This is a genomic window from Solitalea canadensis DSM 3403 (assembly GCF_000242635.2).
Lineage (GTDB): Bacteria > Bacteroidota > Bacteroidia > Sphingobacteriales > Sphingobacteriaceae > Solitalea > Solitalea canadensis.
This window is the reverse complement of the sequence record NC_017770.1, coordinates 198,219-220,337: the sequence shown is the minus strand read 5'-3', so window position 1 is coordinate 220,337 and position 22,119 is coordinate 198,219. Positions and strand designations below refer to the sequence as shown.

The following is a 22,119-nucleotide window of genomic DNA, read 5'->3' as shown; positions in this document are numbered from 1 at the left end:
AATACAACTTTCGAACAAAAAATGACAACTTATGGGAATTGAAAATGGAAGATATGATATTGAATTGATTAAGAGAACTAAAAAGCTCATTGAAACATATGACGGTGTTTTCAATTTAACTTTACTTATGAATAGTGTATTAAGTTTAATTGTTTTGCCGCAACAGCATAATTCCAGAATAAGAAAACTAGCTTTCATGAATCAAAATCTAGATGAAATTCCTGAGATTAATTTTGTTATTAATTCACCACATTTTCAATTTGATCCACGAAACTTTAATTACGATTTAAAAAATCTTCTAAATAGAATTCGTAATGGAATTTCTCATCAAAGAATTGAAGCTATTTCTGAGGATAATAAATGGAAAGGTATAGTAATTGAAGATTATGATAGAAATAATAATCTAGGGTTGCATCTTGAGTTAACAACTTCCCAAGTAAGAAATTTAGCTTTTTACATTGCCGAAAAATACTTAGAAGAAGTTGGTGAATTAGAAGCAAATGCAAAGCCGACCTATGATTTTTAGTGATTAAAACGACTATGCCTCTAAAAACCATTATTTGCGAGAATGAAGCATTTCAAGTTATAACTGCCAATAAAACACACGAACCGGCATATAGGGAAAAACTAAGTCGATTAATTCAGGATAAATATGGAATAAAGGTTAAAAGAGAAGATATGCTTTCCGCCTTGCAGGACACTTTTAATTTTTATGCAGATGAAATTCAACAAGAGTTAAAGAAAATAAATGATGTTCTTTTTTTTGTTTATATCTATTTTCTACCATGAAGAAAGTGCAAAATTATCTTATAAAACACAGAACAACTATAACCTCCCTGTAGATTATCAATACTTTGCTCTTTACCGACGGGTATTAAAAATGATCTTACAACAATCGTGTTTGCAGGATCTAGTTTCTTCTAATTCTGCCCCGGATCAAAAGTGGATACAAAGAAGCGTACTTAGTATTGAAAAATTGATTTATTTAGGTCACTATTTATTTGGTCAAGTCGATGCTATTTCTGAAGAGAAAATAACCAATGGGTCTATTGATATTATTTACGAAAGTGGATTAATCACATTTATCAACACCAAGGAATGGGATAATTTTTTACCTAGCCTAAGTCAGCATTTTATTTTAGATGACCGTAATTCTATTGTTGATAAAAATCTTCAGCCTGATTTTAATCATCGTATAAAAACAGAACTAGGTTTAGATCTGAAAGATATTGAATCACTATTAGCTTATTTGAATAATTTACTGCATGACAGTGAACCTCCTAGATTATGCACTCTGAAAGAGTTTATAGCAATCTTAAAAAGTAAAACTAATAGTCCGTATATCGAACCATTTATTAAGGGTTTAATTTTAAACAGGGAAAATGTTACCGATATTAAAAAGGCAGCAATCAGTCCTTATACAGGAAAAAGAATTATCCATAAACCATTGCTAACATTAACAATTGATGGAACAGAATGCATCTTAACTGATCAATTTTCACTCCTAGAGGCATTCAATACTTTTTTTCAAAACAACATCACTCTTGGCAAAATACCAAAAGAATGGGAGCAAGTTCCATTTCTAAAGAAAATCCGTAACGACTTTAAGGATCGCAATAAAGATATCTTGGAAAACCCCGTAGAGAAACTCTTGAAAGGTTACAATGTAGATTATGACCGTAATGTAAAAACCCTTTACGCTCATGACAAGGGTCATTTATCGATTAATAAAACTCCTGGTGAAATAGATTTTATATTTATATATAATGATACTGTCTATATCGCAGATTGTAAAAATCTTACCAAACGATATGAAATGCAAGGTTACTACCAGGATATAACAAAATTTACCGATGAATATAATCTTAAAATGAAGGAAAAATTGGAGTTTATGAGACAGAACCTAAATAGACTTCAGGAGCATTTGCAAATCAAGCTTAATAAACCCTATCTTGTCCTTACCAACTTCAAACTTGAAGGAATATTTATTATTAACACACCAACAATTTATGTGCTCAACGGTCTATATAAAATTTATACCTTCAATCGCTTCGATTTATTCATAAAAGGGGACGACTTCTTTACAAAATATATAGATTGGCCTGAAAAAAATCCAATACATAAAATTACCTGGCCATTTATTGATAACTTGAAGAAAGTAATTAAACCCGACTTTTGATTCAAAAGACCATACTGTTAGAGAGGCAAAGAGGTATCAACTTCGCAATATTTCACACACTTACTACAACATAAATCCATCACTCTGTTACTCCAACGATCCTTTTAACGGTAATGCTACTTTGTTGCTTTATGCTGGTGTAATGACCTTCTAAAGTCTCTTCACCGTCGATAGCATAAGAGAACCATTAAACTAATCAACCCTTTATTTCAAAAAACAAAAGATTTACCAATGTTAAGGAGCTTGCACGACCCTTTCTTTTATCCCTAAAAGGCCACAACATAAACTCTCATAGCCATTCGCAATCCATTTACTCTGTTTCCTTTGGGGGGGGTAAGCAGCACCCTTTATCGAATGGCATTCTCATTTCTTTTTTCCTTTCACCCTCTTTTCAGAAATAGAGTTATGTGCAAATTTAGCATACAAGTGATACGCTTGAAATCTTTCAGCTCAAAAAACCAGAAACAATTTCTGATTCAACATTAATAAAATTGTTTCCTTATAGCATCAACAATACTTAAAATCCCTTTCAAGTGTTCAAACAAACTCCCATCAGGGCTACGAAAGAAAACAAATAAGCCTTTAGTGATGAACTAAGGGCTTTGTTATTTTCAGAATACCTCTGATTAGGTTTACTATAAGGTACACTTCTTGGATTAATGGATCAGGTCCAAAATCTGTGGACTAAGCCTATAAGAATACTCTTCAAAGACTCATCAAAAATTCGTCGCAATCAAAAATAACATTCAAGAATTTTTAAAGTACTATTTCAATAAATCAGACATTGCTTTAACAGATTTAAAACTAAGCTTTTTAGACGACCTAGATTACTATTTTAAAACAGTAAAGAATTATAACCAAAATACCATTAATAAAACTATTGAGAGGGTTAAAAAAATTATCAAAGTTGCCCAAGGAAATGGTTGGATTCAGGTTGATCCATTTCTTTTGTATAAGAAAAAGAAATACCTGAAGGAGGTTGTATTTCTCGAGAAAAAAGAATTAAACCTATTAGAAGATCATAACTTTTCACAGAAGAGATTAGAGCAAATAAAGGATTGTTTTATATTTTCTTGCTATATAGGGCTAGCTTACAATGAAGCCAGTATATTGACCAAAGAGCACCTTATTGAAAGAGAAGATGGTTTCTTATGGATAGAAATGATCAGACAAAAAACAACCCGTCCCCTCATTATACCTCTATTACCTAAAGCACTTGAAATACTTTATAAATACGGATTCCCAGAAAAAGAACGACAATCGTTACCCTTAATTTCAAACCAAAAATTCAATAGTTACTTAAAAGAAATTGCTGAAATAATAGGATTAAATAAACATCTTACTCACCACATTGCAAGAAAAACTTTTACTTCGACAGTGCTAATGGATAATGATATTCCTATTGAAATTGCATCCTACTTACTGGGTCATAGCAAAACAAGCGCAACTGAAATACACTATGGCAAAATTCTGAGAAATAAAGTAGCTGAACACATAAGAAATCTGCAATCCAAACTAGGCAAAATAAGTAGCTCTAAAGGCATTGATGAATTATAATAAGCATTAGGACATCAAATTGAAGAGCAAACTCAAACTTATTTAGATGAATTTGGGAAAGGTATTATAACGCGGAGGCTAAAATTTTGTTTTATAATTATTTAAGTAGTCTCGATTCTATTAAAATAAGTTTTGTAAATGAAAAAATAAGGAAGCAGAGATTGCTTCCTTATTTTATGGTACTTAAAAAACCTCGCTAGCCTTTGTTACTCGTAATTTGAGATAAAATATCAGAGAGTACTCCATGGAGTGGAGTGATACAAAAAGGATCGTGAGTAAACTTGTAAATAGTTCCATCTTTATCCGATCCTATAAAATCCCCATCTTCTAGGTCCCTAAGGTGATAATATAATTGATCATTGATTTCTAATTCATAAACGTCACTCTTCCTTAGGAGACCAGCTTCCTTTGTATTTAATTTCAAAAGAGAAATAACTTGATTAAATGTGGGGTTTTCCTCATAGTTTAATTTATAAGAAGAAATATCAAAATTGTTAGTATCAACTGCGAATTTCTTAGCCCCAGTAATTGAATAACCATTTAGAGTTCCATCAATAACATAAATTGTTAAATCTAAGAACTTTTGGCTTTTTAAATCATAAATCTTTATTCCAGTTATGTCAAAAGGTTCAACATTAAGGTTTTCATATTTTTGAAGCTTATCAGGAAAGCACCTAAAGTTTACATATCCTGGAATATCACTTGCATCTAATCGTACTCCTTTGATCAAATGATCTTCTATTTGCTTAACTAAATAATGAAGATTATCTGGCAGTTTTGAAATAACATTCCTCAACATTGTGATCTCCCAATCTTCAATCTTTGTTCTTTTAAAAAATCCTAACATTTTATCTAAAATTTTGAAAACCAATTATATTTTTTAAACCATCCTACTTCATTTTTGATTCCTGCTCTTAAAAATTGCTTACGAAATCGATCAATTATAGAATGTTGTATTGTGTTTAATTTAATTACATTAAACCTATTATTTACTAACCAGTTTGGCAAATTAAATTTTCTTTGCATTCTTTGAGTTATTAGCCAATGATGAAACTCTGTACTTATTCTCTGCGTACCAGTTGATGTTTTAATTTTATCTAATGTCTTGGTTCCTCCTCGTAGTTTTTTATATTCTTCAAATGTTTTGCCACCAGTAAGTATATATTTACCAGCTTTTTCAAAATAACCAGAGGTAAGCTTTAATCCATTGGATATTACTATTTTACCTTCGGTGAACTCACCAAGTGTAAATGCATCCATTGTTCCATCAAGCATTCCAATAGTAGCACCAAAATAATCACCATTGTCAAAGGCATAACCTCCTTGTCTACACCCTTTCCAAACGGGCAATTCATTCATTAAATCAATAAAAAATGACGATTCTGTACTTTCCTCACTTTCTTTCGATTTTTCTTTCGACTCGTCTTTCTTTTTTTTCTTAGGATCATCACTATAATCTGTTTCAAGATCTCCCCTATTCAGTAATCCAAATTGTTGGTCATGCATAGTGTTAGCTGCATTAGTTTCTGCTTTCATTCGAGCTGACCATTCTTCATCGGACTCTCCAGTCGATGTAGTATACATACCATTGGGATCAATAAACTTTACGGGATTATTATTTGTATATACATAAACAGACCAGTCTTTTGCAATTTCAGCCATAGGGTCAATCGAATTCCATTTACCCAAGGTAGGATCATAAAATCGTGCTCCGTAATCATACCAGTTAGTCTCAACTTGAAACTCTTTACCATTGTATTGATATTTATTCTTCCCAGAAGGATCACTATTACTTGGTAATACTTGAGATAGACCAAAAGGGTAGTAACTTTCCTCTTGTAATGCATTTCCGGATGCATCAACCTCGACCCTTAAATTGCCTAAGTGGTCATTTAAACTATACCTATACAAATAAGACGTTCCATTTTTAACTGCTCGCCCCTCTTCTGTCTCTATGAAATCAATTAACCCGCCTGAATACTGAATACCATTTACATACTCGGTAGAGTCTATTGTACCAATCAGTTTTCGCTTTAACTTTAAACCTGTTGCATCATACGTATATTTTAATGTAGTCCCTGATTTAAGAATTTGTTCAGGTAAATTCAAATAATTATAACTGATATTGGATGTTATACCCAAATTCAAATCTGTCAATAAATTGCCATTAGGATCATATGTATACTCATTTGCAGCTGTTGAACCATTATTAAAGCCCACTGTGGTTGCTAAATCTTCAACCTTCTGCAATTGATTAGCAGAGTTGTAATAAGTATATGTTAAGCTGTCAATTCTTGTTCCTTGTGAGTAACGTCCCAATTTTTGAATGTTCCCCATTTTATCATACCCACTGATTAGTTCACCATAATCAGGACCCGCAATGCTAGTTGCACGCAACAAACGGTTTAAACCATCATAATTATACTTGTAACCCTGACCTTGAGGTAACGAGCTTGTAAGTTTACCTCCTTTCCAGTTTGCTTGAGAAATATTACCATTGTATTGAGGTATTGGCCCAGACTCATATTTTAACTCTAATCCAAAACGATCGTTGGAGTCATCATTACTAATGCCCCCATCAGATGTGAGATCTGCTTTGTTGATACTTTTTAACCATCCTCTATTATTGTAGCGATAGTCAATACTTTGTGCAAAAGTAGTTCCGTTGGTTGAATGAAGATTCTTTTCAACTAATTGCCCTAATTCATTATAGTTGTATTGAGCTAACGTAACGATCTGATCACTATTTATCTTTTCTCTTACCTTTTTCTTTCTTCCAAGATGATCGTATTCATACCAGTTTAAGATAGTTACAACCTGTCCACTACGTCCCGTATGAACACGTTTACTAACAATTAATTGATCTGAAAAATCATATTTAATATTTACTATATCAGTCCCTCCAACATGATTATTGGAACGACTTTGTACTAAACGACTGTTGGAATCATAGTAATTTACAGTAAGGATGGAATCTTTTGTTCCTAATATTTTAACTTTATTTCCTGTCAATAATCCTCTAACAATATCTGTCTTAGTATTTAGTGTATCTGTTACATAAGTAAAACCTGTTGTCCTTGCCCCTGGAAAAGTGTAGTCATCATAATAATTCGCGATCAAAACATTCATTCCGGTTAAAGGGTAGGCTTTTGTTGTATATCCGTGAAAAGTGCCTTTATCCTCCCAGCTTGAATATCGATTAGCCCTATTTTGAGCAGTATCCAAAATTTCATTGCCTGTATAAACTCCTGTTAATACAACTCGACCTAAAGCATCATATTTTGTAAACGCCCACTCCTTTGTAGATTTAGCCCGTTGAACAGAGTCTTGAGTTAACACAACTTGATTTAATTTATTATAAACAAGAAATGTCCAATCTGCACCGGGAATTTTCTTCTTGATTACCCTATGTCGACCATCATATTTATAGGCATAGATCAGATCTTTAAATATTTGATCTGCTTCGGTAAATGTCGTTACACTTACTGCGGGAGGTATTACATAACGAAGATTTCCAATATCATCATAAACGTAATAGGTAGAAAGTGAGTCTAGCGCATTTGAAGGTGTGCGATACAGTTGCCTCTTTAAAATAACTCTACCTTCTTTATCTTTAAACTCTTTAATTAAACGATTTTGAACGTCAGAACTAGTCCAGTTTTCATCTTTTGAAATTGTTTTGTATAGCTGCCCCGTACCGTAAAAAACACTTGAGTTAGCTCCATTTGTTGTGACATTCCAGAGACGTACTTCCGAATATCCATTTATCCCAAAATCGGATTTAACAGTATTGCCATTGAATGTACTCTTCCCATTACTATTTTTTATTATCCTCCATGTTTTTCCTTGAGCACCTACTTCTAAACTACGGTTTAACGGAGATGACTCATAAGTGGTTTCTACATAAGGAAAGGTTGTTGTATCAATTTTCTGATTTAATGTTTTATAAAACAGAGAAATTCCCTGATTGGCGGTCAATGCATTAACTTTATAAGTTCCATTAGCCGATACATCAACGTATGGTAGATACTTCTTGGTTACACGACCATAAACATCATATTCATTAGGAACTACCATATCTTTTTGATTAGGGCTTCCCTTGGTTTGTACTTGTTGTACTAATCTTCCTAACCCATCAAAATAATTAATGTTCTGATTTAAATCTGACGCTGATAATGTCGAAATAGAAGCTGGATCGGTGACACCTGCCTTACGAATTGTGTTGGTAGTAATTGAATTCATATCAATTACTGTTACAACTGCATTTGAAGTATAAGAGGTAATGCCGCCACACGTTACCATTCTTCTATAATAGGTAGTTTGCGTTAAAGGAGTTGAAAGGGTCAAATTTTGCCCTGTAGCAGATGGGACATTTGTAAAATCAGTATAGTAACCAGAAAGAGATGATTGCCATTGATATAAATAGCTTGTTCCACAGTTTCCACCAGAAGCTACTGTGGCTAAAATTGATGACGGAATGGTACTGTAACTAATAGTTTGATCTCCACTTGTAATGCTGCCTGGATTGAATACAGTAACAAGAATAGATCCTGTATAAGCTTGATCTCCACCACAATTAACTACTCGTCTAAAATATGTCGATTGAGTGAGTCCGGAAGTATAATTTAGGTTTTGACTGGTTGCTCCTGAAATATTAGTGAAATAAATATTATCGCTTGATTTTTGCCATTGATACATATAACTAGTTCCACAATTACCTTTAGAGGCAGTTGTTGCATTGATAGTTGAGGGAGTATCTCCTGCTATAATTGAAAACGGGGCTGTAGTAATGGAACCAGCTAATAATTCAGGCATTATTGTAACGTCAATGAAATAATACCCTCCTTCTGGTGGTTCAAAAAGTACAGAACCCATTGTTACCCCCATTGACCACTGAACAATAATCATATCAGTACCTTGTCCACTTAATATTACGCCATTAGCCACAGACCATAAACCTGAGCCTATTGATGAGGAATATGAACATATTTGACCTTCTGCAACATTTGATAAACCTGAAATATTAAGAGGCTGAAATGTCTTTTTTAAATGGAGACTAAACGCCTTTTCTAAACTTATAGCTGATATGTGGTGGTCAGATGTATAATTTCTACTTTTTTCATAAAAAGGAATGGAATATCCTCTTTTTAAGGTGCCAAAGCAGATTATGAGTATGAGTATATATTTAAAGAAATTTAATCTTTTCATTGGTTAAAGTTGAATTACTATTTATAATGATAGATGAAATGTTTGATGATGTTACCATCCTGATCTTTGGCAAGACTAAATCGTTGTAATTCATCATAAGTAAAATAATTAACCTGTCCTTTCGAATCTGTTTTGCTTGTAATACCAACCAAAGGATCAAAAGTGTAGGTAGTCATTTGAGCGTTGTCAGGGTGAATTCTAATATCATCCAACTGTCCTGATCCAGAGATACTAATACTTGTAGTTCCAGTAATAGTTCTTTCATAGTAAGTGTAGCCATTATATGTTCTACCCGTAAACAATGACCCTAAAGTTCCTCCTGTAATTGTGATTGAGGCTCCTTTAGCCCAATAAGAGACTACATATTTTATTGTTGAAGTTAATCCTGTTTTAGTAATTGCACCTGCAGCTAATGAGTAATAGTTTTTACCTGTTACAGTGTTGGTTGGACTAGTGGTTGAAACTCCTGTAAATGTCCAACCTCCTTTCCCATCTGCTTCAAAACTGGTAAAAGCTATGTCCTTTTCTTGGGCATTAACGCATTCTGCAATTGGGTACTGCAACGTATAATCCCATTTGTAGGAAACTGGTGCTCCTTCGAAATTTGTATACTGTATTAAATTAGCATTTGTATTGTCATACAAATCAAAAGAAGTGTTTAATTTATATTTTGAATCAAAAGTGTCATTATTAGCATAGGGAGCAAAGGATTCTTTAGCAATGAGTGCTGAATTTTCAATTTGATAGGATTTATCCGGAACAATAGCACCATTGCTTAGTTGTTTATATTTTGTTAATGATGATGAAATTAATGAAGAATCTGAAGCTGAAATCTTTTTCCATACCTGGTTTTCGATTGTTTCATTAACCACGTTCTGTGTCTTCATTGCGTTAATAGGAACAGAAATAGAAGTTGTATAATCTAGGGGATAAGTTCGCTTGATTACAATTTCATCACCTTTGCTTGTGTTTTCAATAGTTCTTGTTAACTGAGCATGCGACGGGTTATCGTAAAAGTATTTCTTTGAACTAACGAAAGGGTTTTTACCATTTACATCATAGAGTGTATCAATTTCTTGCTTTATTCGAGCGTATCCTATTGTGGAATTGTAATATGCTTCTGCATATCGGTCAAGATAAGCGGCACCAGAGAACCCGCCCGGATATTTAACGCCTACTTTTAATGCCTGTATATCCTGTGAAATATAATCATAGGTGTTAGCTTTTACTTTAACAGGGATAAAAGTTGTACCAGACAAGCTATAATCGATTTGCTTCTTAAGTAGTCCTGTTTTAAAAGCCTGAGTTAAAGGAGGTTGATATGGAAACTCTAGATGAATATTGTCTGGATAGTTATGTGGAGAATCAAATAGGTATAAAGATTTACCATTTTCTCCATTATTTCCACTAAATACTGTTACTGCATCATAACCAACATGACTTCCTTGAGTACTTCCTGTAACAATCCAACTGTTACCTAGACGTGTGAAATAAGAACATTGAAAATTAACTTGCCCATCTTGAATTCGTTGATAAGTTGTTGTTTCATAAACAGGCTCTGCATAAATGGCTCCACTTGAACGACCAGATCCGTCTGTTAATTTATAATCATATCTTTTAACGATTGGAGAGTTTAGCCCATCGGAGGTTTTTATTGTTTTAATTCTAAGTCCAGGACATTTAATAGCTTTAAGTATATTTTCAGTTTCTCCTTCATAAGAAACATATGCACTTGCCCAATCAGCTCTCATTGAACCACTTGATTCTTTATATCGGGCTGCACACTTTATCTGATAGTTTCCTGCTGTTAAGAATTTAATAGTGTTATAATTCGATTGATTCTCATTATTCCATGAAATGCCTTGATGGTAAATAGCTAGTCCGGTTGCTAAATTTATTATTTCTACATAAGGGTTGTAAGCCCCACCTCCTGGTCCATTAAAAAACTCATTACCCGAAACATTTATTTCAACAGGAAATGTTTTTAAAGGTTGAGTTATATCATGATTTACAATGGAGAAATTTTTTGTAGTAACAACCCAGTTAGATGTTATTCCACCGGTACCATAGGCAGCATTGCAAGAAACAACCATCGACATTGTTTCATACCTAGTTATTGGATTAGAAGAAGCACTGGCGTTATAAATGTAATCATTCAATTCATACTCAAAATCATCATATCCTCTTGTTGGATAGGTTATCTTCTTTAGCATTCCCCCACAAGTGGCTGCGGAATCAGGATTTCTATTTGCACCTGTAAAATAAAGTTCTTCTCCAGTTCCAAGAGTTAGCTTACTTGGTGGGAACAAATATTGATTGCTTGTAGCCCCGTTGGCATAACCTAAATAATCAATTGCCTTGGATAGTTTACTACCAATTCCTCCTGTATAGTAATCAAACAAATACGGATTTTTGCTTAGTGAACCATTTTTTTCTTTGATGGATCTCAAAGTAAGCCTGCCGGCAGAATAATCATAAACAGGATTGAACTCTTTTAATAATTTATTTCCATTGTAAACTTTAATAGAATCAAGACTATAGTTGTTAACACCAGTTACATCTGTTCTCGGGGTTGCTGTATTAACACCAAAATTTACTGTTGTTACATTGCTTGAAGTTTTAATTTGCTTTAATCTTAATCCATAAACAGTAAAATCACTGTAAGAACTACTAATCATTCCTTGGATTGTTCCAGAACACTGTCCATCCAATTTATGGCTAATGCTTTCTAACGAATGCCAACCCTGATTTATAGAATAACCGTCATAACTTAAGGTAATATATGCTCCTGAACGAGGTGATGTAATTTTGGTTAAGAGCCAACCGGAATTAAATTCAACTTTATAGTTACAAAAATTGCTTATTTGAGCGTTTTGACTTACAGACGTTTCTGATGTATTGAATTGATAAATAGTTCCATCTTCATCCACTACCTGCCAAGCTGTAATTTGATTTCCTGAAGTTTCTTTAGAATATGTAATTTTTATTTTATTCTTAGATGCAATTTTGATTGATCCATCCCAATCAAAACTAAAGGTAGCACTGATATTTCCCACATTTATGTAAAACAGATCTGGCTCTGCATCCTGACACCCATAAGAAAGTGGGTCAAGTAAATCATCCTTAGCTTGGCCTGTGGCTGATTGAATTGCTACAATGCTATGATTGGTAATATATCTTAAGAATCCAACACCGACTTTAGAATCGTCAGGTAGCCCCCTTACTTGTCTAGAGATCAGGCCTCCGGCATTTAAATTCCAGCCTAATCCCACCAATGTTGCGTCATCTGCAACTCTGTTTCCAGATGCATGATAACTTAATGCAATAGGTAATTTGAGGTCATTTTCCGATATTTCATAGAGTGGAACCTGAATGTTAGGTACCCCTGTATAAAGATTAACCGGAATGTCAATGTATTTAAATAGTTGAGAAGCATCCGGTGAAACAGGAAGAAAATTTGGTCGGTAACCAGTTACATCCTGTCCCTTTAAAGTCAAGTTTGGATATAGGAGAATAAGCAGACATAACAGTCTGGAAAAACTCATAATTTTTTTTCTTTTCATTAATTTCTAATAGTAAATATTGGTAGGTAAAACTGAGAGGGAAACATAGAGTTTTGAGTATTTTTTACTTGAAGTAACAAAGTAATGTTACATGTTTTTCAGGAAATTATTTAATTGCGTATAACTACTTATTTTAATAAATACATCGTCGAAAAATATTCACAATTTTCCTTGGATTCATTTTGAGTTTATTCGACTTTAAATTGAGTTTACTGGAATAAAATTTTCGAATTTTTAATGAATTGATTTGCGTTTGATTTTGGGTTTTTATTTTAGCTGAAATAAACGCAACTATTTATCAACACAACACGAGTAGCATTTAGCGACTCGTTAGCGGTCAGCTTAAAAGACGTACAACACTAAGGACACTAACCAGCATGAAAATATTTATAGAAACTGAACGACTAGTTTTAAGAGAATTAGCATACACAGACGCAAATGACTTATTCGAAATGGACGCTGACCCAGAAGTTCATTTGTTTTTAGAAAATAATCCTGTAAAATCAATTGACGAAATAACAAAAGTGATTGAAATGCTAAAAAAACAATACCAGGAAAATGGAATTGCACGTTGGGCTGTAGTTGACAAAGTAACAAATGAATGTGTTGGCTGGGCGGGATTAAAGTATTTTAAACAGCCACTAAATAATCACAACAACTTTTACGAACTCGGTTATCGGTTTAAGAAAAAGCATTGGGGAAAAGGTTTTGCTACAGAATCTTCAATCGCAATAGTAGACTACGGATTTAATAATTTGAATGTAGATACAATATTTGCAATTACGGACCCGAAAAATGTAAACTCTAAAAAAGTATTAACTAAGTTAGGTTTTAACTTTCAAGAAACGTTTGACTATGAAGGTGACCCGACAGATTGGTTTGAATTAAAAAAAATGAATTGGGAAAATAAAAAGCCTAACCGCTAACCAGGCGTTTGAACCCTGAGGTCACGGGTTCTACTCCCGTCTCCATTACAAAAGACAAAAGGCTTTTAGAGAAATCTAAGGGCCTATTTTTTCCAAATTAATATCTTTACTCACGGTGAACTATACGGGCACCGAAACGTTATGCGCAACACTATGAGAAACTACTTACTGACACTCATAATTCTGACAATTTTATCGCCTTCAGCATTTGGACAACAGAAAAAAATAAGCAAGCAGGTTCGTTTTACCGCTGATACTTTGAATAACGTATACATTCCCCAAAACCTGGAGGACTGCTTTGGTCAATTGGATAAATTCTGGAACGACAGCACAAAAACTCAAGCTAAACAGTGGACGGAAGACGAATTTTCAGCAAATGCTCATTTTGGAATAGGAATGTGGATAAGGAATAATTGGCAACTATGGGGAGGTTCAAGATTATCAATTTTTTTTAATGAAATGGGCATTTATCATCCAGACGACATGTCTGGAATAATTATCCATAGCTATCATAGATATTTAACAGGAAAGACTATAAGCCTTCCAGACCAGGTTAAATATTATCAGGATTATTAGAAAAAAGTTAAAAAGGAAAATGAAAAACGCAATGAATGATTATTTCAAGTGAAGGTTACTTGCGTTTGGAGATGTGGGACTTTTATAAGTCTCTCAACATATTAGAAGCACTACCTTCATTTAAAAACAATTTTGGAGCAGAATAAATTCGCCTATTTTAGCGGTAACAGACACTTAATGTGAATTCAATTACAATGAAAAAAATCATTTTATCATTAATCTTTTTCGGCTTGGCTTCGATTGGTTTTGGACAAGCTGTAAATTCCAACACAATTATTGTAGATGGAAATGCATCTTTAAAAGTTCAACCAGACATTGCGGTAATTAATTTTCAAATTGAAGCTTTGGATACAGTTCAAGCTAAATCATTGTCGAAGCTAAATTTGGAAACCCAAAAAGTGCTTGAAATATTAACCAGTGGAGGCTTTAGTGACAAATCAATTAAAATATCTGAATACACAATCGAAAGTACTAGTGATTCTGAAATAGAAAACAAAAAAAACTATACATCTAAAAACTCTTTAAACATTGAGTTTCTTTTGAATAGAAATGCTATAAATGAGCTAATTAAACAAATTGAACGTTCAAAGCTTTCTAATACCACATTTTATGTTTCATTTAAGATTTCAGAACAGAAGAGCCAAGAAATAAAGCAAGAGTTGACTCGTTTAGCAATAACTGATGCCAAGCGCAAGGCTGACCTTATTGCTGAATCTTTAAAACTCACAATTAAAGGAATAAAACTGATTGATTCAAGTACAGACAGTCCTCTTTATGGTTTGAATAGGAGTGGATATCGCAATGTTAAATTCACTCCTCCGGTGGTAATAAAAAACGAAGGAATACATGATTCTGCTTTTAAAACAACTGATATTGAGGAAATAGAAATTAGCGAAAACATCCGAATAACCTTTGAAATATAATTACTGGTGTTAAATGGAATTTTGACTTGACAAAACAACAAGAGAAGAGTTAGACCCAAACATGCGCAACTCGCTATATGATGTAACTTTTATAATTTGAGACACTTTCAATTCAAGGAGTATAAAGAAAGAATAGTGTCTCATTTTTAAACTCTGGAATACTGTTCATTATGGTTTGAAAACAATTCCAAGTTGAAATGGAGAAAGTCCATAACCCAGTTCGATAAATGCACCTATTTTTCGTGTAAAGAGACATCTGCCACCAGCATGAATGGCCATATCTAAATCGCCTCCTGAAGCTTTGACACTGGACTCACTACCAATTAATTTGTAATATTTGTATAAAACAGAGGCCCTCCATAAACATCAAATTTTTCATTTTCAATCTTAAACAACTCATTAAAATGATAGGAACCTCGGACGCCGAAAACAAGATTGTTATATCCCCAATCGACTAAATAATTAGTTTTAACATAGCCAAAGCTCGCACCTGCACTAATGTTTTTTCCGAATCCATGTTCATAAGTTGCATTGACCGACAATATCCCTTCCCCCATAAAACCAAATGTTCCAAGGCCCAAACCTGCATTGATAAAGTGCTTGCCTTTTACACTAGTTGAGTATTGAGCGTAAGCTTGCTCGCATGTAACTACAAAACCAATTGATAAAAGTAGGATTATAATTCTTTTCATTTTATTGTTGTAGAACCCATAACAAAAATAGTTCAAAGCCAAAAGCTATTTATCTGTATCACTACTGATGTAAGAATCTACGTTCCTCTACTTAGAGAACCATCCTAAAATAAAAGCCGCTGAAATGAAAAAGATCAGTTCTTCAAAGGATGCCTAGTTCAATCCAAAATGGCAATTATCAGCAGCGATAAAACTCTCTCCTAAAACCTATGCAATAATGGCGCAAAAGGCCTTTTTTGAATAATTGCAGACGGTAAAATAAAAAGGTATACTTGTGTAGTGTTATAATATTAGCGGTCATTGTAAAGAAAGATCATAAGATTTTTGAGTAGACCAGATGCAAGATAGAAACGAAAAATTCGAGAGCTTAAAGAACGACAAGTTGAGTATAAAGATTATCTCAAACAACAATCCTTATCTTTCTGCTGATATTCAGCAAAAGCTTTTACAACCTCGTCGGCTGACTTCTTATTTTATAGTGCTGATTGACAGCGGCTCTATTACTTACAACCTGGATTTACAAAACATCACTCTTACCGACGGGCATTTGCTTTTTGCAATGCCTAATCAAGTTTTTACACCTCCTCCAAAAACTGCTGGTCTTAGCTATTTTAAGGTATTATTTGATGAAAACACATTGGCATTGTTACCACAACAATTTCCTTTTTTAGTTAATCCTTTAAACTCACAGACTATAATTTTTGACAATACCACAAGAGAGAGGGTAAGAAAGGTTTTTGAAATTTTAAATCAGATACTTCACATAGACGAACATCCAACCGACACAGAAATAATATTAGCTTACTTGAACTCACTATTAACAGATCTAAATAGTGCGTATTTCAAAAACACAGAACCAATAACTATTCTAAACAACAATCTGTCAAAGTTTATTGAGTTCAAATTAATGGTGGAGACACATCTCACAGAACAACCCTCTGTTAATGCAATAGCAGAAAAATTGGCTTTGACCACAAACAGCCTATACCGGATCGTAAAAGAATATTCGGGAGTTTCGCCTAAGGATTTTTTCACGAACCGTTTAATGATCGAAGCACAGCGAAAACTACAGTACTCTGCCCTTTCTGTAAAAGAGTTAGCTTATGAATTGGGATTTAATGATCCTGACTACTTTTCAAGATTTTTTAAAAAATGCACAGGAAAAAGTGTAAGTGAGTTTTTAGAAGCTCAGCAAGATTCGTCTAGAGAATAAATTGATTCGTCCATCTCCACTGATTTTCAGCATTCTACTTTTGCTTCATTAATTTAACAAAAAATGAATTTGAAAAATCACGAACACCAAGAGAATAATAAACTGGTGAGTAAATCAGCATTAGTAACAGGAGCTAACAAAAGCATTGGCTTTGAAGTTGCACGGCAACTTGCTCAAAAAGGAATTTATGTTTACCTCGGCAGTCGCAATTTAGAAAACGGAATAACAGCCGTGAATAAACTAATGGCGGAGGGATTAAGCAATGTAGAAGCTATTCAGCTTGACATTACAAATGACGAATCCGTAAAAAATGCCCGTGCAGAAATTGGTAGGAGAACAAAAGCGTTGGACATACTTATCAATAACGCTGGCATTTTCGGTGGTTACCCGCAGGCCGCGCTTGATTCAACCATAGACCAGTTTAAAGCAGTATATGATGCAAATGTTTACGGCGTAGTAAGAGTTACACAGGCATTTATTGATTTAATGAAAAAATCTTCTGAACCTCGTATTGTAAATGTAAGTTCAAGTCAAGGTTCAATTACTTTGCACAGCGACCCTTCATATAAGTATTACGATTACAAAGGAGCCGTTTATCTTTCTTCAAAATCAGCAATGAATATGTATACGGTTGTCTTAGCCTACGAACTAAGGGATAGTGACTTCAAAATAAATGCTGTTTGTCCAGGATATACAAAGACAGATTTCAATGGTCATCGTGGACCAGGGAGTGTTGAAGTTGCCGGAAATCGAATTATAAAGTATGCTTTAATTGACAAAGACGGACCGACTGGAAAATTCTTTAGTGAAGAAAACAATCCCGAAACAGGAGAAATTCCATGGTAATAAACACTCCCGTCTCCATTACGAAAGACAAAAGGTTTTTAGAGAAGTCTAAGGGCCTTTTTTAGTTTTGGGTTGATTTTTAAAGGCTAGTGATTTTTTTCTTGTGCATATCCCAATCTGAAATAAGTTGACATCCAATTGATTTCTTATAAAAACTATAGTCTGCCTTTAGTTTCTGAAATCTCATTGAGCTATCATTCTAGAGTAAAAGTCTCTGAAATAAAAAAGACCAGTTGTTCTAAGGATGCTTACAACATCTTTATGGAGAATTGGGATAAGGGCCTAATAGGTTTTCTGGAAGAGTTTAAGGTACTAAAACGTAATCATAAAGTAATTGGTCTTTATCCAATTTCACTAATTGGAGCTTCTGGAACGGTGGTGGATGCTAAAATAATCTTTGCTGCAGCTTTACTTCCCCACGCTTCTACCATATTCTTTGTCATAATCATCCATCCGGTAGTTTAAAACCAAGTGAGTCGGATTTAAGATTGACAAAGCAATTAAAGGAGGCGGGTAGGCTGTTACATATTGATATACTGGATCATTTGATTGTTTCAAGTGAAGGATAATATTCGTTTGGAGATGAGGGGCTTTTGTAGCTCCTCTTATTAGCTATTCTCAATTAACCTGTGGTGAATTTAATTTCTTATATTTCACCTTTAAAAGAAATTAACGTGCGTTTATACAATCTTATTTGAGATATAAACGCAACAAGTTGCGTTTAGCGACTCGTTAGCAGCAATTTTATAAGTAATGTGCTACCACAAATACAGCTATTAAAAATATATTTTTTAAGGATGAGTGAAACTTTAAATAACGATTCAACTAAAAAGCAATTAGGATTTGAATATCAAAAATTAATTGCATTAGAGTACTGTTTAAATGCTAAAAATGGTGAATATGTCTACATTGAATGCTTTGGAGATATTCAATACGGAAGCCAGTCTATTGAGGTTAAGCATCACGCAGAAGAATCAAACCTTACTAGTAATTCTGTGGATTTTTGGAAAACATTGAAAAATCTTGTCGTGGAATACGATAAATTAAAGTCAAACGACAGGTTTATTCTTCACACTACGCAAAATGTGCCGAGTGATAGTATCTTTTATAATTGGAATCAATTATCAAAGGATGTAAAGTATAAAAAGCTCAACGATCATTCTATTTCAGCTACTTCTAAACAATTTAAAGATGTAATCTTTGATACTAAAAATATTGCAAAGCCTGATTTATTAGGAGTCTTAGAAAAGTTCATAATTAGTAGTAGTAAACCAAAAGTTGACAAAAAATTAGCTCAACTAAAAGAACATTCCACTTTTAAATTAATACCTGATAATTTAAGAAAAGCTGCAATAGGAGTACTTAATGAATGGATCATTGAGAAAGCTATTGATGAGTCAAATAAATGGGAAGTTAATATTACTGATTTCAATTTAGATTTGCGATTCAGTTTATCAAAGTTTACCAAAGATTATATTCCCTTTCCATCCATAAAGGAGTCAGAAAGAGATGACACGAATTTGACCAAAGGTTATAAGTTCATTGAAAAATTGAATGCAATATCAATACGAAAAAACGATTTACATCAGGCATTTCAAGATTACGTTAGATCGGAGGAAGCTTATGAAGAGATTCTAAAAATAAATCCTACGTTAAAAGATAATATAATAATCTATGAAGAAGCGATAAATTCTGGTCTACAGACTGAAAAAAATGCAGCCTCATATCATTTATCAAATGACTCATTCAAAGACGATTCTCATATAAGAAAATCACAAGAAGTTTATTTTAAGTGCATTACCAAACCATATAATGAAATCTTAGGATTTAATGGAACTCAGGCGTTTTTTCGCAATGGTAGGATTCAGAATATTAACGAAACCACTGATTTTGAATGGTTATATAAAGAAACTGATATATGAATATAGCTAAAACAGAAAAGATTCTTTTTAATCCATTATTTACATCAAAATTATTACTGATGACTTTGGGTGGTGCAAAAAATAATCAGCTGAAAATGGAACTTATCTATTACGTTCTTCCTTTAATTTACAATGATACAATAAAGAATAAACTTGTGAGGAGTACTGCAAAGAGTACATTTAATACATTTTTAAATTCCGAAGTAAAGGTGGAATTAATTGTTGTTGAAACTCTCTTGGCTAATTATAGAACGAAAACAAAAGAAGCTTTGATTACTTTATCAAACATATATAATATTGAATTTTCCAAGTATATAATTCTAAAGGAAGAACAAAAGATTACCTATTCGGAAGAGAAAAATCCTATATTAAAAGAATACTATAAAGCAGCGTTTAATTTAGGGGCAATTCTGTCTAAGGAAGATTATAAAAAAATATTTTTTAATTTATAAGATTATGCAAGCATCGATATCACATATGTTTCTCTTCAATGATAATCAGGAAGTACGAATACTAAAGTTCGATGATGGATTAAATATAATTTCAGGTGATTCAAAAACAGGTAAAAGTGCAGTAATTGAAATAATCGATTATTGTCTGTTTGCTAGTAGATCAACTATACCGAAAGGAATTATAACAGACTGGACAGAACTTTATTGCATAATTTTTAGAGTTAAAGACAAACATTTGATTATTGGAAGAAGAAAAAATAGTAATCAAATGTATTTTAATGTGGAAATTGATTCTGATTTGATTTACAACTTTTCCATAGAATATTTCATCGATAAAAAATTGATTGACTTAGATGAAGCTAAAAAAGAATTTGAAAAGCACATCGGGATTTCTGTTTTAGATACAAGGACTGATGAAGAGGATGATAAAAGGAATTCTGGAGGAAAAGTGACAATGCGCAGTTTCGTGCCTTTTTTATTTCAGCATCAAAATCTGATCGCTAATAAACATAGTCTTTTTTATAGGTTTGATGATTTTTACAAAAGGAAAAAAACAATTGATGATTATCCTGTCCTAATGGGATGGGGAAATGCAGATTTTTTTGATTTGCAGAGAGATTTAGAAAGTAAACAAAAAGAATTAAGTCAAAAGAAAAAGCTAGATGAGAAGTTAAAAATTAGTAACGGACAATTACGAGATGATCTTTATGGCGTTTTATCATTTTACTATACTTTTTTAGGCAAAGAGCTATCTGATGATATTACTCTGCCTGATCTTAAAAAGCTTGTTACAGATTTACCAAACTCTACTGCTAATTCAGTTGGTGATCAAAACCTTAATGAAGAACTGAGAAAAATAGATAATTTAATATTTGAGAAAAAGAAAAAATTAGATGTAGTCCAAAATTTATTGTCTACAATTGAATCTAATAATGACATATCTAAAAATTACTCTAAGAATATTAATCGATTAAAATCATTAGCATCAATCGAGACAAGTGTTAGCGAAATTCATTGCCCACTTTGTGATCAAGAAGTAGAAGCGATAAAAGAGAAAATTGCGGTCATCCAAGAATCTAACGAAATACTGGAAGACGAATTTGAAAAAATTGGTACATATGTAAATGATACTTCTAATCAAAACTCCTCACTGCGAAAAGAGCGAGATAATCTAAAGAAAGAATTGAAAGAACTGAGTATTAAAGCTGAAAGCCTAAATAAACAGTTATTAACAGAATTCAATACTAAAAATGAATACGAAAAAGGATTGCTATTAAGAGGTAGAACGGAAGCCAATGCTCAAAATCTTATTGAAAGAAATAAGCTTTTATCAAATAGCAGAAGTGATTATTCAGAGTTAGAAGCCGAAATTGAAGAACTCAAAAATAAACTTGCTGGCTTCAATCTAAAAGAAGAATTACAAAAGGCGCAAATGATATTAAGTGAAAAGATGAGTGCTATTTGTGAACTATTAGATTTTGAGGAAGAGTTCAAACCTGGAAAGATACTTTTTGATTTGGAAAAATTTAGCTTGAAGTACAATATAAAAGATAAAGAAAATATTTTACTATCCGAGATGGGTAGTGGTTCCAACTGGTTAGCCATTCACTTATCTGCATTTCTAGGATTTTTGTATTTACACAGTATCTCTTCAACATCAAAAATCCCCTCAATTTTAATTTTGGATCAGCCCAGTCAGGTATACTTTCCAAAGGTTTATAAGCAATTAGATGAAGAAGTCGAAAATGAACAAAAGAAAGTTGATGATAATATTGTTCAAGTAAAAAATATTTTCAAAGTAATTTCTGATGAAATTGATAATATTAAAAATGAATGTGGATATAAACCACAAGTAATTGTTTTAGAACATGCTGATGAGGATGATTTTGAGCAATTTATCAAGTATCGGTGGAGTAAAGATAGGGATAAATTGATTTAACATTTTACTGATTTGATTCAAATAAAAAGACAGTCACTAATAAGTCCCTTTTTGAACTAATTTTGAATTAGAATTTCGGACAGTAAATTTTTAGGGGTATATAATTAAGGAATTTTCAAAAAG

18 protein-coding genes and 1 pseudogene are annotated in these 22,119 nt (G+C 32.9%); 15 read left to right on the top strand and 4 right to left on the bottom strand.

Annotated features, from left to right (window positions below; translation table 11 throughout):
- Positions 1-31: 31 nt before the first annotated feature.
- The 5 genes and pseudogenes from SOLCA_RS00855 (at position 32) to SOLCA_RS00840 (ending at position 3,736) form a co-directional block, all read left to right on the top strand.
- Complete coding sequence (locus SOLCA_RS00855; RefSeq protein WP_014678552.1) at positions 32-526, top strand: HEPN family nuclease; 495 nt, start codon at positions 32-34, stop codon at positions 524-526.
- Positions 527-540: 14 nt separating this feature from the next.
- Positions 541-789, top strand: a complete 249-nt coding sequence (locus SOLCA_RS00850) for a hypothetical protein (protein ID WP_014678551.1) — start codon at positions 541-543, stop codon at positions 787-789.
- A 91-nt stretch (positions 790-880) separates the two neighbouring features.
- Positions 881-2,179 carry a hypothetical protein gene (locus SOLCA_RS00845; protein WP_157604485.1) on the top strand — a complete coding sequence of 433 codons (1,299 nt, stop codon included), beginning with the start codon at positions 881-883 and terminating at the stop codon, positions 2,177-2,179.
- A gap of 723 nt (positions 2,180-2,902) precedes the next feature.
- Positions 2,903-3,124 (top strand): annotated as a pseudogene (locus SOLCA_RS23850) (phage integrase SAM-like domain-containing protein); the annotation flags it as partial.
- A gap of 3 nt (positions 3,125-3,127) precedes the next feature.
- Positions 3,128-3,736, top strand: a complete 609-nt coding sequence (locus SOLCA_RS00840; protein ID WP_052308529.1) for a site-specific integrase — start codon at positions 3,128-3,130, stop codon at positions 3,734-3,736.
- 196 nt (positions 3,737-3,932) lie between these two features.
- Here the strand turns inward: SOLCA_RS00840 and SOLCA_RS00835 are convergent, their stop codons facing one another.
- From SOLCA_RS00835 to SOLCA_RS00825, 3 genes are read right to left on the bottom strand one after another with little or no spacing between them, the layout of a single operon-like run.
- The gene (locus tag SOLCA_RS00835) at positions 3,933-4,583 is read right to left on the bottom strand and encodes a hypothetical protein (protein ID WP_014678549.1); all 651 of its coding nucleotides are present in this window, start codon (positions 4,581-4,583) and stop codon (positions 3,933-3,935) included.
- A 5-nt stretch (positions 4,584-4,588) separates the two neighbouring features.
- On the bottom strand, positions 4,589-8,944 hold the full coding sequence (locus SOLCA_RS00830) for an RHS repeat domain-containing protein (protein WP_014678548.1): 4,356 nt from the start codon (positions 8,942-8,944) through the stop codon (positions 4,589-4,591).
- A 17-nt stretch (positions 8,945-8,961) separates the two neighbouring features.
- Positions 8,962-12,507: a hypothetical protein gene (locus tag SOLCA_RS00825; protein ID WP_014678547.1), complete on the bottom strand. Its 3,546-nt coding sequence runs from the start codon at positions 12,505-12,507 to the stop codon at positions 8,962-8,964.
- Positions 12,508-12,884: 377 nt separating this feature from the next.
- On the opposite strand from SOLCA_RS00825, the gene SOLCA_RS00820 reads away from it, so the two are divergent.
- The 3 genes from SOLCA_RS00820 to SOLCA_RS00810 all read left to right on the top strand — a co-directional run bounded on the left by SOLCA_RS00820 (position 12,885) and on the right by SOLCA_RS00810 (position 14,932).
- Positions 12,885-13,433 carry a GNAT family N-acetyltransferase gene (locus SOLCA_RS00820; RefSeq protein ID WP_014678546.1) on the top strand — a complete coding sequence of 183 codons (549 nt, stop codon included), beginning with the start codon at positions 12,885-12,887 and terminating at the stop codon, positions 13,431-13,433.
- Positions 13,434-13,586: 153 nt separating this feature from the next.
- Entirely contained in the window at positions 13,587-14,009 is a 423-nt protein-coding gene (locus SOLCA_RS00815) for a DUF6794 domain-containing protein (protein ID WP_157604484.1), read from the top strand.
- Between the two features lie 194 nt (positions 14,010-14,203).
- Positions 14,204-14,932, top strand: coding sequence for an SIMPL domain-containing protein (locus tag SOLCA_RS00810; protein ID WP_014678544.1), 729 nt, complete (start codon positions 14,204-14,206; stop codon positions 14,930-14,932).
- 323 nt (positions 14,933-15,255) lie between these two features.
- On the opposite strand, the gene SOLCA_RS00805 is transcribed toward SOLCA_RS00810, so the two are convergent.
- Positions 15,256-15,624 carry a hypothetical protein gene (locus SOLCA_RS00805; RefSeq protein ID WP_014678543.1) on the bottom strand — a complete coding sequence of 123 codons (369 nt, stop codon included), beginning with the start codon at positions 15,622-15,624 and terminating at the stop codon, positions 15,256-15,258.
- Positions 15,625-15,961: 337 nt separating this feature from the next.
- On the opposite strand from SOLCA_RS00805, the gene SOLCA_RS00800 reads away from it, so the two are divergent.
- The 7 genes from SOLCA_RS00800 to SOLCA_RS00775 all read left to right on the top strand — a co-directional run bounded on the left by SOLCA_RS00800 (position 15,962) and on the right by SOLCA_RS00775 (position 21,996).
- Entirely contained in the window at positions 15,962-16,837 is an 876-nt protein-coding gene (locus SOLCA_RS00800; RefSeq protein ID WP_014678542.1) for a helix-turn-helix domain-containing protein, read from the top strand.
- Positions 16,838-16,900: 63 nt separating this feature from the next.
- Positions 16,901-17,683, top strand: coding sequence for an SDR family oxidoreductase (locus tag SOLCA_RS00795; RefSeq protein ID WP_014678541.1), 783 nt, complete (start codon positions 16,901-16,903; stop codon positions 17,681-17,683).
- A 261-nt stretch (positions 17,684-17,944) separates the two neighbouring features.
- The gene (locus SOLCA_RS23550) at positions 17,945-18,148 is read left to right on the top strand and encodes a hypothetical protein (RefSeq protein WP_081479957.1); all 204 of its coding nucleotides are present in this window, start codon (positions 17,945-17,947) and stop codon (positions 18,146-18,148) included.
- A 23-nt stretch (positions 18,149-18,171) separates the two neighbouring features.
- Positions 18,172-18,252: a JAB domain-containing protein gene (locus SOLCA_RS23545; protein ID WP_245536773.1), complete on the top strand. Its 81-nt coding sequence runs from the start codon at positions 18,172-18,174 to the stop codon at positions 18,250-18,252.
- Positions 18,253-18,480: 228 nt separating this feature from the next.
- Positions 18,481-19,605 (top strand): hypothetical protein, encoded by a 1,125-nt coding sequence (locus SOLCA_RS00785; RefSeq protein WP_014678540.1) that lies wholly within the window; start codon positions 18,481-18,483, stop codon positions 19,603-19,605.
- Complete coding sequence (locus SOLCA_RS00780) at positions 19,602-20,057, top strand: three component ABC system middle component (RefSeq protein ID WP_014678539.1); 456 nt, start codon at positions 19,602-19,604, stop codon at positions 20,055-20,057. The genes SOLCA_RS00785 and SOLCA_RS00780 overlap by 4 nt, the downstream gene beginning before the upstream one ends.
- A 4-nt stretch (positions 20,058-20,061) precedes the next feature.
- Positions 20,062-21,996 carry a DUF3732 domain-containing protein gene (locus SOLCA_RS00775; protein WP_014678538.1) on the top strand — a complete coding sequence of 645 codons (1,935 nt, stop codon included), beginning with the start codon at positions 20,062-20,064 and terminating at the stop codon, positions 21,994-21,996.
- Positions 21,997-22,119 lie beyond the last annotated feature (123 nt).